The organism is Mesorhizobium sp. WSM3626, assembly GCF_000513935.1.
GTDB classification, from domain to species: Bacteria; Pseudomonadota; Alphaproteobacteria; order Rhizobiales; family Rhizobiaceae; genus Mesorhizobium; species Mesorhizobium salmacidum.
The window spans coordinates 1-14,784 of record NZ_AZUY01000035.1; the positions used below are offsets into that span (position 1 = coordinate 1).

Here is a 14,784-nt window from a genome sequence, read left to right on the forward strand (position 1 = left end):
CCAGTAGAGCCTGTCGAACCGGTCGCACCAGTAGAGCCAGTCGAGCCAGTCGAGCCGGTCGAACCAGTAGAGCCAGTCGCACCGGTCGAGCCGGTCGAACCTGTCGAACCAGTCGCGCCTGTCGCACCGGTCGATCCGGTCGAACCAGTCGAGCCGGTTGCCCCAGTCGAACCAGTCGCTCCGGTATCGCCGGTTGCACCTGTGGCTCCCGTAGAGCCGGTCGAGCCGGTTGCTCCAGTAGAGCCAGTCGAGCCGGTCGAACCAGTCGAACCAGTCGAGCCCGTCGCACCGGTCGATCCGGTCGAACCAGTTGCTCCAGTCGAACCGGTCGAACCAGTCGCTCCGGTATCGCCGGTTGCACCTGTGGCTCCCGTAGAGCCGGTCGAGCCGGTTGCTCCAGTCGATCCGGTCGAGCCGGTCGAGCCAGTCGAGCCCGTCGCACCAGTCGAGCCAGTCGAGCCGGTGGAGCCAGTCGAGCCAGTCGCACCGGTCGAGCCTGTCGCACCGGTCGAACCGGTCGAGCCAGTCGAGCCGGTCGAACCAGTAGAGCCAGTAGAGCCAGTCGAGCCAGTCGAGCCGGTCGAGCCGGTCGAACCGGTAGAGCCGGTCGCACCAGTAGAGCCGGTCGAACCAGTCGAACCGGTGGAGCCAGTTGCTCCCGTGTCACCGGTTGCACCTGTGGCTCCGGTCGAGCCGGTTGCTCCGGTTGCTCCAGTCGAGCCGGTCGATCCGGTCGATCCGGTAGAGCCTGTCGCTCCGGTATCACCGGTTGCACCTGTGGCTCCCGTAGAGCCGGTCGAGCCGGTTGCCCCAGTCGATCCGGTCGAACCGGTGGAGCCAGTTGCTCCCGTGTCACCGGTTGCACCTGTGGCTCCCGTAGAACCGGTCGAGCCGGTTGCTCCAGTCGATCCGGTCGAGCCGGTCGAACCGGTAGAGCCAGTCGCTCCGGTATCACCGGTTGCACCTGTTGCGCCAGTAGAGCCCGTCGCACCTGTGGCGCCTGTAGTGCCTGTTCCGGTTGCTCCGGTGGCACCTGTGGCACCGGTTGCACCTGTGGCTCCTGTCGCGCCCGCTCCGGTGGCGCCCGTCGCACCCGTCGCGCCCGTGGCTCCGCCAGCGCCGGTGGCACCGGTGGCGCCCACTTGACTCGTGATAGTCAAACTACCCCCACTAAAGTTATTGTTGTTAGTGGGATTGGCAGCACCGGACGTGAAAAGATAAGTATTAGGACCAGTTTGAGTAAGCGTGCCCATTACGCCAAAATTAGCATTGTATATCGTGTAGTTATCACCGACTATAGGAATTACTATGGTTACACTAAACGCAAAAACCAAACCGTTAGTTGCTGATGGAAGTTGAAAGCTCCCAACAACTGTATCGGGGTTGAGTGTGGTGTCCACCAGATAATAGGTGTTGACGTTACTGCTGTTGCCAGGGCCAGTTATCGTCCCCGTGAGTGTCAGATCACCCGCTACAAGCACCCCGGTATAATTTGCCATCCCATCCGGGGTCAGTGGCGGCAGGGGCGTGGACGCGTTCACGCGTGCGGACAGTTCCCAGGCGCCGCCCAGGGCGGCTGCGCCAACCAGCGATCTCGATGCGCAGACGTCCGCGCCGAGGGCCTCTTCCAGCGCTGCTATGAACGCATCGCCCGCATACCCTAACGCCGTCTCGCAGCTCCACAGCCGGAGCTCGCCGTGCGCGGCAAGCGCTCTGCCAATTGCGGTGAAATCGTCAGCCGCTTCTTCCAGCATACGGGCTGACCACTCTCCTGCGGAGAAGCTGACGCGGCCAGGCGCGCCGTGCGCCATAATGTGGATCGCATCGAGGCCCTCGCGGCCTGCGAGTGCCGCAGCAATCTGCTGCTCCGCCGGCCGGCGGCCATCGAGCACAATTGCCCGGACTTCGGGCCGCAGATTGCCAAGAACCGTCTGGAGGTCGGAGACTGAAGGATCGACAAAAAGAATTTCAGAGGCACGGGCCATGACTGGCTCCTGTTGGCTTCGAATTCAATTCACGGGAACACAGCCCACCGGCCTGGCCGGCGAGCGCTGGGGACAAGGGGCTTGAGACGCGTCACCTTCCGAACGACCCGACGGCGCCGTCGGGACGTTCTACGGCTGGGGTCTCGACACGAAGGAAGCTGGCGGCCTGGAAATTCCCGCCATCATCAAACGTTCCAATGGCAAGTGAGCCGGCGGTGCTCGGGACCTTGACGGTGAGAGCGACGGCGAGGCTTCGCTTGACGGCTTTGGGCAGAATGACCTGACCGACGATCGCGCTCTTGGCCGTGTCCAGAATGAAATACGTTGCATTTTCGGTCGTGTCGCCGATCGGCAAAACACCCCGAACAGTGACTTCCATGACCGCAAATCCTGCTGTGTAGCTCATCATGTCCTCCTCGTCGCCGCGGCCATGCCGCGGCTTCCTCTTGTTTCGTATCCTTAGATTTCAACTGCTGATTTCAATCGCCGCCGAGCCCAGATAACTCGCGCGCATCGGCGGATCGACAAAGTCTGGACCCACGGTGGCTGCAGCTCCGCAAGCCAACCGGCGACGCGCAGGGTGACGAGACCGGAGCGCAAGACTTGACGGCGTCTTCGCGCCGCTCGATCGAACGTCTTCAATGAGGTGGGTGTGAAGTTCGCTGGCATGCTGCGATCCACGGGGCGCAGAGGAAAACCCGTCAATCTCGGGACAATCCCGGCTAGCGGCCCGGTGCGGATAATTGGGGGACCGATCGAAGCCGAACCCGCGTCGCGAGCGCATCGTTTCGTACTTGGTATCACGCCAACCACAGCCAACTCCCGTGACGCACGTGTCGATTTCTCGACGACGACTTGCGAGGGAACCGACTACTCGCGAAGGAATATCAGGTTAGGAAAACGCTGGCCTTGAGTTCAAGGCGGTACGACGTCTTCTCCAGCACGCCAACAAACGCCCCATGCGCCCTAACGCACGAAGTGACTTGGCCCTGCGCGCCCTCACGCACAAAGTAATTTGCTCCAGATACTCTCCTGGCCTTGCAGACTGCGCAGCCGACAGGCCCTCTGCCCGGTCCGCGGCTACCTTCCCATGCACAAGACATTAGTAAAATCTAAAATTAGCAACTTGTAAATAACCAAGTTAACAATTTATTAATTGTTGAGGACAGCAACTACTTTTCGGTCGAGATCGAAATGGCGCGCATGGCCCAAACGCCTTGAAAAACCGAGGCTTAAAGACGTCCCCTTGGCTCGCGTCGAACCCTCGACGTCGCGGAGGAATTTGTGCGTCAGCGATTGGACCGACGGGAACGTTTGTTCGCACCCCCCGGTCCGAGGGTGAACACGAGCTCCCTTGCTGTGACGGAAACCGCTGGCTAACAATGGATAGGGTTGAGATGCTGAACAGGAAGGGGCGATCGATCTCTGCAACAAACGCCATGCAAATGGCCGAGGCCGCGCGGAATGTGTTTTGCGAACTGTCGCCCTTCAACAATTTCGAGCAGCGTGTAACGAGCGCCGCTCTGCCGAGGGATTAGCATGAGCACCATCGGCCTATGCATGATCGTCAAGAACGAGGCACAGGTCATCCTGCAATGCCTCGCCAGCGCGCTTCCTCTCGTTGACTATGTGCTCGTCGTCGACACAGGTTCCGGGGATGGCACGCAGGATCTCATCCGTGCCTTCCTGACGACGCACAATGTCAAGGGCGCAGTCATCGACGAGCCCTGGCGGGACTTCGCGTACAACCGGACCTTTGCCCTTGACCGGCTGCGTGAAGTCGAGACTGTCGACTACGCCATGATCATCGACGCGGATGATTTTGTGGTCCAAGACCCCGGCTTCGATCCGATCGAGTTCAAGTCGAGGATGGAACACGATCTATACGACATCGAGGTGTCCCATGGTGGCATTTCGTTTTATCGCCCGCAGATCTGCCGCAACCGGCTGCCGTTCTCTTTCAAGGGCGTGCTGCACGAATATCTCGAGGCCCCTCCTGGCAATCTCACACGCGAGACCGCCAAGGGGTTTCGCGTGGCGACGGGGCGTGGCGGAGCACGCAGCCAAAACCCGCGAAAGTACCAAGACGACGCGGCTGTTCTTGAAAATGCGCTTGCGACGGAGACCGACCCCTTCCTTGTTTCGCGATACACTTTCTATTTGGCGCAGAGCTACAGGGATTGCGGTGAACGTGAAAAATCTCTGGCGAACTATCTGAAGCGTGCCGAGCTGGGTTTCTGGGACGAGGAGGTCTACGTTAGCCTGCTCGAGGCGGGCAATCTCATGGCGGCGCTGGCACGGCCATTCGACGAGGTCGTTGCCGTCTTTGAGCGTGCGACGCAGGTCGTTCCCACCCGCGCGGAGGCTCTTCACGCCGCGAGCCTCTATTGCCGCAACCAGGGTCGGAATGCGGAAGGAATGGAATTTGCGCGTCGAGGGCTCGACCTTATCCAACCCGCCGGGCTTTTCGTGCAGCCCTGGGTCTACGATTACGGAGTGCTCGACGAGTTTGCTGTCAATGCCTACTGGACAGGCGCTTACCGGGAATCGCTCGATGCCTGCCTGAAATTGCTCGCCACTGAAAAATTGCCTGCGCAAATGGCGAAGCGTGTGCTGGCCAACGCGCGTTTCGCCACCGACAAACTTCCGTTCCACGAGGCGCCGAAACTTGGGGCGTTCGGAGCCGAGAGCTTGATCGATCAGCACAAGCTTGTGCGGCAGCGTTCGTTGCGGTCGCGCATGAAAGGCACGCCACGCATCCTCATAGCAATCTTGGCAAAGCAGAAGGAGCCGGCACTGCCGCTTTACCTTGAGTGCATCGAGGCGCTCGACTACCCGAAGGCGTCGATCGTCCTCTACATCAGGACGAACAACAACACCGACAGGACCGAGCACATATTGCGCGAATGGGTAGAGCGTGTTGGCCACCTCTATGCGGCGGTTGAGTTCGATGCCTCAGACGTGGCCGATCGTGTGGAGCAGTTTGGCGAGCACGAATGGAACGAGACGCGCTTCAGGGTGCTCGGCCGAATCCGCAACATAAGCTTGCGGAAAACTCTCCAGCACGGCTGCGATTTCTATTTCGTTGTCGACGTCGACAATTTCGTGCGGCCGGCCACGCTGCGGGAACTTGTCGCGCTCGACTTGCCAATCGTCGCTCCCCTGCTTCGCTCCATCTCGCCCGGCCAATACTATTCGAACTACCACGCCGAGATCGATGCGAACGGCTATTATGTGCAGTGCGATCAATATGGCTGGGTGCTCAACCGCCATGTGCGCGGCATTATCGAGATGCCGCTCGTGCACTGCACCTATCTCGTCCGCGCCGACGTGCTGACCGAGCTGACATATGAGGACGCCACATCGCGGTATGAGTACGTCATCTTTGCCGACAGCGCCAGGAAGGCCGGCATCGTCCAGTATATGGATAATCGACAGGTCTATGGCTACATCACCTTTGGCGACGGCCAATACCATGTGAGTGACGGGATCGAGCGCGCTCGAGCGCTGTTGCACGGTGCGGGCGATACCCCCGCATTCACTGCCGCCCCGCCCTCTGTCTCCGGGACGATGCCAGCCCGGCCTGTCGAGCCTACGGGTTCGCCGAAAATTCACCTGATAAATCTCGACCGCAGCGTCGAGCGCTGGAGCAGGTATCAAAGCAACAACTGGCATCTGATGCACAATACGGTTCGCGTATCGGCCGTTGACGGCACTTCTCTCGACAGGGGGGCGCTCGTCGAGGAAGGGCTGATTACCAGTGATTGTCCGTATCCCCCGGGCACGCTGGGATGCGCTCTATCGCATATCAACTTGTGGAAGCTGTCAGATACAGAAAACAAAACGATAACTATTTTTGAAGACGATGCTCGATCGTCATTTCGATTTATTGATGAATCAACCAATATTATCTCTAATGCGCCAAATAATTGGGACATTATACAGTGGGGCTATCTTACAGATCCATTTTTTCTATGGCTGGATTTTGGTTTCTCGAAGGCCAAGCTGGATTTCTACGATCGCCGATATACCAATAGAACTGCCTTGTTTCAGTCCGAGAAATTCGCCAGATCCCTCATCAAGGTCGAGCATTCATTTGGGCTTCAGGCCTACACAATCACACCAAGAGGCGCGCGGATACTTCTGGAAAAGTGTCTACCGCTACGAAGCAGACTTATCCCATTTCCCGGAACTGCCGTCGTCCTCAACGACACGGGTATCGACTGCGCGATGTGTGCAGCATATGGTTCGATGCAAGCTTTCCTTTGCATCCCACCACTCGTTGTCCATGATGACGACGAGGCGTCAGACCGGACAGACGCAGATCACCGAGAACTGAGCTAGCTAGTCATTTGGAAGCACAACGGACCGCCATAGCCCGACACGCAAGTTCCTGACAAAGCCCGCCTCTCGATGCTGTCGCACGCCAATGTCGACGCGACGAGTCAGATTCGATCAGGTGCTAAGGCCGGCGAAAGCCAGAACCTTCGCAGGCAGGCATCGGTAGCAGGTAAGATACCAATCCCCCGGGAGAACGGCGTGAATATAGCAGGTCACATCACTCTTCTCGTTCATCCAGGGATGGTGAAGGTGCTCGCAAGCCTGATTCAAATGCTCGCCGAAGGGCTGCGTGAGATTTCCATCGAAACTGATATCGCCCATGAATTGCCGCAGGGATTCGACGGGCAGGCAATCGTACTTGGTGCTAACCTGTACGGGGAGGCCAGCCTAGCCAATTTGCCAATTAATTCTATCATATTTAATGTTGAAAATCACACATCGAGCTGGATGTCGAACGAATACACAAATATACTTCGTCGATTTCCGGTGTGGGATTATAGCAGTAGCAATTCTCTATTTTTATCTGGGATAATAAGTCGAGACGTATATTATATACGTCCGTTCTATGTTCCATACCTTTTACGAATCGTTGATACAATCGACGATATAGACGTTCTATTCTACGGCTCTTTCAATGAAAGACGATCTAAAATACTTGATGAAATGCGCGGGCGTGGGCTACGTGTCGAAGCAGTGTACAACGTATTCGGCGACCGGCTTGACGGCCTAATCGCGCGATCAAAAGTGGTACTTAATTTGCACTTCTATGATAGTGGACAGCTTGAAATTATTCGTATTTTCGATCTGCTGGCGAACAAGCGCGTTGTAGTGAGCGAAGTAAACGCGGGTGAACAGGTGGATGCCGATTTGGCCGGCGCCTTTGTTGCAGCCACTTACGAGAACCTCGTCGATGTAACTGAGGCGCTAGTTAACGACCCAGTTCGACGTCATAAAGTAGCAGCAGCGGGCTTCGAGGCATTTAGTCAACGCAGCGCCAAAAAAATACTTCCTGAAGCACTGGCCTGGAGTAGTTTACCACGCCTTCCGGGGGATATGGCGATCGGCAGTGGCAAGATGTATGATCCACACTTGCTCAATATCGATATTAGCGGCCAATGGAATCCTGATATTGTCGCCGATGTATCAGATCCGGACCTATTGACCCGCGAATTTAGATCAGCGCGTTTTGGTGCGGTTCGCCTCAAGCCTGAGCTGTTTGTAAGTATAACTGCTTCAAACGTTCTACAGAATATCTCGGGCCTTGTTTTTGCTATGACGAACTGCTTGGATTTATTAACTTACGGCGGCGTGCTTAAGATAACTGTGCCATACGATCTATCGTATGGCGCATGGCAAGATCCTGCCCATGTGCACGCCTTTAATGAACGGAGTTGGCTCTACTATTGTGACTGGTACTGGTATCTGGGATGGACCCAAGCTCGATTCGAATTGATTGAGCTGACCTTTCACTACAGTTCCTTTGGCCGCGAACTGGCAGCACGGGGTGTATCACATGACGAGATTTTGCGCGGCCCGCGGGCGGTAGACGAGATGCACGTGGTGCTGCGCAAGCGACAACTAACCGAGGCTGAGCGTGCCCATGGGCGCCAAATGAGGGGCGATGGGCGTGCGTGAAATTCGACGCAAGCTGCTTGCTTCTCGAATTTGGCTGCTGTGATGACCCTTTCTTAAGAAGGAGACGAACGTTGAATGACAGTGATGATTTCTTGACCGCCGCAATGAAAATGCGAAATAGATACCTTAATGTTCTGGAAGCATCGCTGACCGGAACCTTATATGGCGACGCGCCCATTGATCCGTGGACGGGTGGGGAATACGACCCGAACAGGCGGGCTCTTGGGCGGGATTGGCCAGGACTGGCGCAAACCATGATTGGCTCAGCAAGGATGCGAAATCTGCGGCATTTATGCGAAACTGTGATCTTAAATGATGTTCCTGGCGACTTCATCGAGACCGGAGTTTGGCGCGGCGGGGCATGTATTTTTATGAGAGGCATTCTTGCCTCATACGCCGATACTCGACGTCGGGTCTTTGTCGCTGATAGTTTCGCGGGCCTTCCTCCCCCCAGCCCGGAAATCTATACGGCGGACGCTGGGGACACCCACCACACGCATACCCAACTGGCGATTTCCCGGAAGGATGTAGAAGAAAATTTCCGCAGATATGACTTGCTTGACGAGCAAGTTGTCTTCCTTGAAGGCTGGTTCAAGGACACACTCCCTCATGCTCCAATACAAAAATTGGCGATTCTCAGGCTCGACGGAGACATGTATGAATCAACGATTCAAGCTCTCGACGCACTTTATCGCAAGCTATCGTATGGTGGATTTGTAGTCGTTGACGACTACTTTCTCGCTCCATGCGCTCAAGCTGTAAATGAATTCCGGGCTAGAGAGGGTATTACCTCGCCATTAATTCCAATCGATGGCTGTGCGGTGTGGTGGAAGGTTTCCGAGGTGGCAAATCACGATTGACGAGATTCTTGATCGGGCGAAGCCTGCAATGAGGTGCATTCGATGACGCAAAGCACACCCGATGATTCCCGCGAAGCCTTCGCGCGCATTTACCAAAGCAATGAGTGGGGCTCCGCGGAATCGCGCTCCGGACTCGGTTCAACGCACGCGACGACGCATCGCGTGCGAACTGTATTGCCGATGCTTTTGCGCGCACTGGATGTGAAGTCCATGCTCGATGCGCCCTGCGGCGACTTCAATTGGATGCGCTTCGTCGACTTGGGCAAAACGCACTACATCGGTTGCGATATCGTTCCGGAAGTCGTCGAAACAAATCGCATGCGATACGCGGATCGCGAATTCCTCGTGCTCGATCTGGTCGCCGAACCACTGCCGAACGTCGACCTCATTTTTTCACGCGACTGTCTGCAACATCTGACCGAGCCCGATATCTGGCGCGCGCTGCGCAACTTCAAGAAGTGCGGCGCTCGCTGGCTGTTCACCTCAAGCCATTCGACCTCGGCACAGGACATTGCGCCGGAAACGGGCGGATTCGGATTTCTCAACTTACAGCAACCGCCATTCTCATTGCCGCTGCCACTCCTGATCATGCCGGAAGAACACTACGCATCGAAGGCGATGTGTCTGTGGGACATGACGCAAATCGGTGCATGAGAAAACCCAGTGCCATTACCAAACCAATTCAGATGCTTGCCGCCGCTGCGAGGCAACTAGCAACTCATACACCGCCTTAAGCGTTGTTCTATGGTTGTGGAGTTGCGCTACGCCCTGCGATAGGGCCGAGAAGTAGTTGTTGTCCAACGGAAAAGTTTGTTGGACAAATAATGAAGCGCATCATCCTAGGAGAAGGTTCCCGATGACGCTCCGGCCATACCTCGATATGTATGTTTGGACCAAGGAGCATCAGCTGACGAACAGGCGACAGTTTGGCATACTAGCTGCCGTCTCACTGGCTACCAGCTTGGCTACGCTGTTGAGTCATTCGCGGAAAGGCTACGCAGCCATGTCTCCCAAATCTGCCAAGGCCCGCCCATCGCCAACCCTCCTCACCGCGCCTATCGAGCTCGCCGGCGACTGGGGCCGCATGCTTGAGGGCGCGGCTGATCAGGTCGTCGAGCGCATGCGGCATGCATGCCTTGACGGTATACGCCTGCTCTCCGACCGCCAGCCGACGCGGCTGCGTGTCGACGAGCACACTTCCGGTACGCCGGCCGTCTGGCTGCATCCGGACGGCAGCAGCATGGCCTGGATCATTGTCGACATCGGTGAGCGCGACTGGTCGAAGCTTGCCTACCAGTTCGGGCACGAGCTCGGCCACGTCATCGCCAACAGCTGGCAGGCCGACGCCAAGCCGGCGCCGCCCTGCCAGTGGCTCGAGGAAGCGACGGTCGAGGCATTCTCTCTGCGCGGCCTGGGGCGCCTGGCGAAGAGTTGGAAAGAGAACCCGCCCTTCGCCGGCGACAACGCCTTCGGCGATGCCATCGCCCGGTATCGCCAGGACATTATCGACCGCTATGCGGCCCTCGCTGAAAGCCAGGGGCTCACGCGTGACGCCGCTGCGTGGTTCGCCGACCATCGCGGCGAAATCGAAATGCCCGCCCTCAATCCATTTGCCCAGGCGATGTCCATGACCATCCTCGCCGAATACGACCGCGCGCCGGGCTGCGTCGAGGCGCTGGGCGCACTCAACCGCTGGCCCGGCCGAACCAGTATTCCGATCGCCGAATATCTCCGACAATGGGAAAACAGCTGCAAGCAATTGCACGCCTCGCCGCAACTGCCGCGCCGCTTGCAGGACCTGTTGCGTACGCAGCGGTTCAAGTGAAAGTGAGCGCCATCGGTCCGGCCTCAGACCGGGTGTGTCATGTAACGCTAAAAGGACCGTTTCGCAGTCTTTCCCGCTACTCCCATTCGAGTGTTCTGAAGCATGCTAACGCGTTGATCCATAGAGGACATCCTTCCGCTGACGACAGAGAACCGTATCCGGATCCGTCGGAAATTCTCGCTCTTGAATTCAGAGCAGAATTTCGCCGATCCTCGATCTGATCGACTTCAAAAGACGGTCGGTCTATTTACTCGGAGTTCTCCGCATTACGGCAAGCGTCGCCGGCGACCCGTGGGGCGTCAGTCGCGCGATATGGAGAGCCCCGCGAGAAGCGCAGCGTATGCGGCGAGCCTGCGGGATACGAACTCCGTAAAGAGCTGCACGCGCTTCGTCTTGCGTGTCTCCCCCTGCGTGAGAAGCCAGAGCGTTCCGTACATGTGCAGGTCGGTGCCCGGCACCCTCACCAGCAGGGGGTCGGCATCTCCGACGAAGCACGGCAGCGTCGTGATCCCGAGCCCTTGCCGTACAGCAACGATCTGCGCCTCGGCGTCCGTGGTCCTGAATGGAACCTCCGTGGTGCGAACCTCGCCCTCGCTGGCCCAATCCGGAACTCCATGAATGCTTATGACGATCCACCGGATGGGAGGCGGCATGGCGTGCGGGCGCGCCTGATCGGAGCCAACGTCACCCGCAGAAGCCCGCGCACGCTCTGGTCGCGCCCGAAGATGCGGGTCTCCAGCTGGTGCGACGACGCTTCCATCTGGTTCGCGAGCTCGAGGACCTCCTCGCCAGCAGTCGTCAGGCGGTAGCCCGAAGGCAGCTTTTCGAACATCTGAGCCCCGAGACGTTCCTCGAGCTGAGCGATGCGTCGCAGCACGGTCGAGTGATACACCCCGAGGCCCTCGGCGGCAGCCCGCACCGAGCCACCGCGTGCCACGGCAAGAAAGTGGCGAATGTCATCCCAGTCGATCATGGTGCAATCCCGCACCGCGCGGTGCGCCTTCCAAAGCCCGTATCTACCGCATCGTACAGCAGTACGGCGGTGATCATAACTCATGTCAACGAGCGCTGCCCAGTTCCGAACGGCGGAAACCGATCGTCGCGGCTGGCGTCAGTCGTCCAGCCGGATCGATTTTGCACCACCGATGTGCGCGATTCCGCACTCACCGACCGACTTCGGCGGACCCATCTTGAGGCTCTCCGGGGGACCTCCCCATACAGCCAAAGGCTCGAGACGGCGAAACGAAGGATGCATGACATGAACAGACTGAATGGAAAGACCGCTGTGGTCACCGGCGGCGCTACCGGCATCGGCCGCGCCGCTGCAAAGCGCTTCATCGACGAGGGCGCCTTCGTCTTCATCTTCGGCCGCCGGCAGGAAGCGCTCGACGCCGCTGTGGCCGACCTCGGAGCCAATGCCCGCGCGGTGAAAGGCTCGGTCTCGGATGAGGCCGACCTCGACCGGCTCTACGCGGCGGTGAAGGCCGAGCGCGGAAGCCTCGACATCGTCTTCGCCAATGCAGGGGCCGGAGGCCCGCTACCGCTCGGCAAGATCACCGCCGAGCACATCGAGGAAACCTTCGACACCAATGTGAAGGGTACGATCTTCACGGTCCAGAAGGCGTTGCCGCTGATGGGCCCGGGCGGTTCGATCATCCTGACCGGATCGAGCGCCGGCACCACGGGCGCTCCGGCATTCACCGCCTACAGCGCGAGCAAGGCGGCAGTGCGCAACCTCGCGCGGACCTGGGCTGAGGACCTGAAGGGCACCGGCATCCGCGTAAACGTGCTGTCGCCCGGGGCGACGGCGACCGAACTCGCGAAGGAAGCGCTGGGCGAGGAGGGCCAGAAGGTCTTCGCCGCGATGACTCCGCTCCAGCGCATGGCCGATCCGGCGGAGATCGGAGCGGTTGCCGCCTTTCTCGCATCGTCGGACAGCAGCTTCATGACCGCCAGCGAAGTCGCCGTCGACGGTGGCCTAGCACAACTCTGACGCCGGCGCGGTCCCGTGCCTGGCCCACACACAAACGAAGGATGAAGGACTATGAAAAAGCTGGAAGGCAAGATCGCAGTCATCACGGGCGGGAGCAGCGGGATCGGATTGGCCACAGCCAAGCGCTTCGTGGAAGAAGGTGCGCACGTCGTGATCACCGGGCGACGAGAGAAAGAGCTGAAGGAGGCCGCAGCCCTCATCAAGAGTAATATTACGACGGTGGTGGGTGACGTGTCACGCTTGGAAGATCTGGACCGGCTTTATGCCATCGTGAAAGAGAAACACGGTCACATCGACGTTCTCTTCGCGAACGCTGGCGCGGGGACAATCGCACCGCTCGCGGTAGCCACCGAGGCCCACTTTGACCAGACCTTCGACGTGAACGTGAAGGGGCTGTTCTTCACGGTGCAGAAGGCCCTTCCCCTCTTTAAGGACGGCGGTTCGATTATTCTGAATTCTTCGGTTTCGAACGTGTTGGGATTGCCAGGGTTTAGCACATACGCCGCGAGTAAGGCGGCAGTGCGCAACTTTTCGCGCGCTTGGACTCTAGAGCTGAAAGACCGCAAAATCCGAGTGAATACGATGAGCCCCGGAGCGATCGAGACCCCCGCCCTAGAGACAACGACGGGCCTTACCCCCGAGCAAGCCGAGCAAGCGGCCGCCCAGTTTGCTTCACAGATCCCAATGGGTCGCAGGGGCAAGCCAGAGGAAATCGCGGCCGCCGTCACGTTCCTCGCCTCCAATGAAAGTTCTTTCATCACCGGCGTGGATCTCGCCGTCGATGGAGGCATGGCGCAGGTCTGAGCCCCGGATCGGCGGGAACCAGCGTGTCCATGGTGGAACGACTTCCGCGCTGAACGGTCGGTCCGGCCGCGCCGTCGTTCACGACGGGACGTCTGTGCAAAGGTCGCCACACAGCAGAACGGACAACCCGGCGCCGTTGAAGGCCGGGGAAGCAATATCAACATGGATCGGAGAAGTATCATGAGCTATGCGATTGTAGGATTCGGTAAGATAGGCCAGGCCCTCGCCCACGCCTTTGCCCGTAAAAACATCGAAGTGGCGGTCGCGAGCCGCCGGCCGGCCGAGGCGCTGGCGCCGCAGGCTCGGGCGATTGGACCCACGGTCGTCGCCAGGTCGCTGCGGGATGCACTCGAGGCCGACACAATCATCTTGGCGGTCCCGTTCGGGGAGCATCGCGAGGTTGCGAAGGCCCTGCCGAGCTGGAAAAGCAAGACGGTCATCGACGCGATGAACGCGTTAGTTCCCCCTGAGGAGTTGGACGGTCTCCCGTCCTCCGCCTTCGTCGCGAAGGCGTTCATCGGCGCCAAGTTCGTGAAAGGTTTCAATCACCTGATTGCGGCCACCCTGGCTGCCGATCCGATCGTCGAGGGCGGCCACCGGGTCGTCTTTCTGTCGAGCGACGACGAGGACGCGATTGGTCCCGTGGCGGCCCTGGCCAAACAACTCGGGTTCGCACCCGTCAAGCTGGGAAAGCTCAACGAGGGTGGCGCGCTGGTGCACGCACGCGGCCGCATTTGGGGCCAGCTCATCTTCCAGGATTTGTTCAAGAAGGAGCAATGACCGGTGTACGACCATGTAATTTGGCCCGAGCGGTATGATCCGGGAACGTCGACTCTCTACGCGCTCAACGACATCGACGTGAAGGCGCCCCCTGAAGTGGTTTGGAAGCTGCTCGTCGACGCTGAGAATTGGTCGAGCTACTTTCCGGCCGAGGATCAGGTCAAAGTTCTGACCGACGATCCGGAACTTGCGCTCGGAACCAAGTATAGCCGGGTGACGGTTGGATTCCCGATGAGTCTGGTCGTGACGGAATGCGAGCCGTTCCGCAGGCTTGCGTGGGCGACGACCGTCGATGGCGACGAGACCGGCTCGAGCGCGTACCACGGCTGGGTCATCACTCCCACGAGCGATGGTTGTCATGTGCTGACCGAGGAGACACAGCAAGGCCCCTGGTTCCTCGAAGAGCTCGGACGCAAGCATCCCGGTGCGGTCTACCGCTATCACCAGGAATGGGTCGAAAGCCTCGCCCGCGCGGCGGAGGCGGAAGTCGCGAAACAGGCAGGTTAGCGCATTTGCCTTGAAGCCTGGCCCGCACGGGCCGGGCTTCAAGGCTCTCGATCG

Annotated in this window: 11 protein-coding genes and 2 pseudogenes; 10 read left to right on the plus strand and 3 right to left on the minus strand. The window is 58.9% G+C overall.

The features are described from left to right. Window positions 1-1,146 (plus strand): DUF4573 domain-containing protein (locus M653_RS1000000137370; protein ID WP_027145226.1); only part of this gene is annotated, 1,146 nt, incomplete at its 5' end. A 341-nt stretch (window positions 1,147-1,487) separates the two neighbouring features. Here M653_RS1000000137370 and M653_RS1000000137375 read toward each other — a convergent pair. Next, a pseudogene (locus tag M653_RS1000000137375) lies at window positions 1,488-1,985 on the minus strand (DUF4347 domain-containing protein); the annotation flags it as partial. A 91-nt stretch (window positions 1,986-2,076) separates the two neighbouring features. Continuing rightward, window positions 2,077-2,391, minus strand: coding sequence for a hypothetical protein (locus M653_RS0121635; protein WP_156938240.1), 315 nt, complete (start codon window positions 2,389-2,391; stop codon window positions 2,077-2,079). A gap of 1,133 nt (window positions 2,392-3,524) precedes the next feature. On the opposite strand from M653_RS0121635, the gene M653_RS0121645 reads away from it, so the two are divergent. The 5 genes from M653_RS0121645 to M653_RS0121665 all read left to right on the plus strand — a co-directional run bounded on the left by M653_RS0121645 (window position 3,525) and on the right by M653_RS0121665 (window position 10,646). Continuing rightward, window positions 3,525-6,329 carry a glycosyltransferase family 2 protein gene (locus tag M653_RS0121645; protein ID WP_027145228.1) on the plus strand — a complete coding sequence of 935 codons (2,805 nt, stop codon included), beginning with the start codon at window positions 3,525-3,527 and terminating at the stop codon, window positions 6,327-6,329. Between the two features lie 195 nt (window positions 6,330-6,524). Continuing rightward, the gene (locus M653_RS1000000135025) at window positions 6,525-7,961 is read left to right on the plus strand and encodes a hypothetical protein (protein WP_156938241.1); all 1,437 of its coding nucleotides are present in this window, start codon (window positions 6,525-6,527) and stop codon (window positions 7,959-7,961) included. 71 nt (window positions 7,962-8,032) lie between these two features. Further along, on the plus strand, window positions 8,033-8,821 hold the full coding sequence (locus M653_RS1000000135890) for a TylF/MycF/NovP-related O-methyltransferase (protein WP_245262260.1): 789 nt from the start codon (window positions 8,033-8,035) through the stop codon (window positions 8,819-8,821). A gap of 42 nt (window positions 8,822-8,863) precedes the next feature. Next, on the plus strand, window positions 8,864-9,475 hold the full coding sequence (locus M653_RS01000000133155) for a class I SAM-dependent methyltransferase (RefSeq protein ID WP_051442760.1): 612 nt from the start codon (window positions 8,864-8,866) through the stop codon (window positions 9,473-9,475). A 139-nt stretch (window positions 9,476-9,614) separates the two neighbouring features. Then, a complete protein-coding gene (locus M653_RS0121665) occupies window positions 9,615-10,646 on the plus strand; it encodes a hypothetical protein (RefSeq protein ID WP_245262262.1) in 1,032 nt (343 codons plus the stop codon). 299 nt (window positions 10,647-10,945) lie between these two features. Here the strand turns inward: M653_RS0121665 and M653_RS1000000134610 are convergent. Next, window positions 10,946-11,619 (minus strand): annotated as a pseudogene (locus M653_RS1000000134610) (LysR family transcriptional regulator). A 285-nt stretch (window positions 11,620-11,904) separates the two neighbouring features. Here M653_RS1000000134610 and M653_RS0121675 point away from each other — a divergent pair. From M653_RS0121675 to M653_RS0121690, 4 genes are all read left to right on the plus strand, one after another. After that, on the plus strand, window positions 11,905-12,639 hold the full coding sequence (locus M653_RS0121675; protein ID WP_027145231.1) for an SDR family oxidoreductase: 735 nt from the start codon (window positions 11,905-11,907) through the stop codon (window positions 12,637-12,639). A gap of 51 nt (window positions 12,640-12,690) precedes the next feature. Next, complete coding sequence (locus M653_RS0121680; protein ID WP_027145232.1) at window positions 12,691-13,443, plus strand: glucose 1-dehydrogenase; 753 nt, start codon at window positions 12,691-12,693, stop codon at window positions 13,441-13,443. A gap of 180 nt (window positions 13,444-13,623) precedes the next feature. Next, entirely contained in the window at window positions 13,624-14,223 is a 600-nt protein-coding gene (locus M653_RS0121685; protein ID WP_027145233.1) for an NAD(P)-binding domain-containing protein, read from the plus strand. A 3-nt stretch (window positions 14,224-14,226) separates the two neighbouring features. Next, a complete protein-coding gene (locus tag M653_RS0121690; protein ID WP_027145234.1) occupies window positions 14,227-14,730 on the plus strand; it encodes an SRPBCC domain-containing protein in 504 nt (167 codons plus the stop codon). Window positions 14,731-14,784: the final 54 nt, after the last annotated feature.

Coding starts and splice junctions, on each gene's coding strand:
- M653_RS0121680 (WP_027145232.1), top strand. CDS start 12,691: ATGAAAAAGCTGGAAGGCAAGATCGCAGTCATCACGGGCGGGAGCAGC.
- M653_RS0121675 (WP_027145231.1), top strand. CDS start 11,905: ATGAACAGACTGAATGGAAAGACCGCTGTGGTCACCGGCGGCGCTACC.
- M653_RS0121685 (WP_027145233.1), top strand. CDS start 13,624: ATGAGCTATGCGATTGTAGGATTCGGTAAGATAGGCCAGGCCCTCGCC.
- M653_RS01000000133155 (WP_051442760.1), top strand. CDS start 8,864: ATGACGCAAAGCACACCCGATGATTCCCGCGAAGCCTTCGCGCGCATT.
- M653_RS0121645 (WP_027145228.1), top strand. CDS start 3,525: ATGAGCACCATCGGCCTATGCATGATCGTCAAGAACGAGGCACAGGTC.
- M653_RS0121635 (WP_156938240.1), bottom strand. CDS start 2,391: ATGAGCTACACAGCAGGATTTGCGGTCATGGAAGTCACTGTTCGGGGT.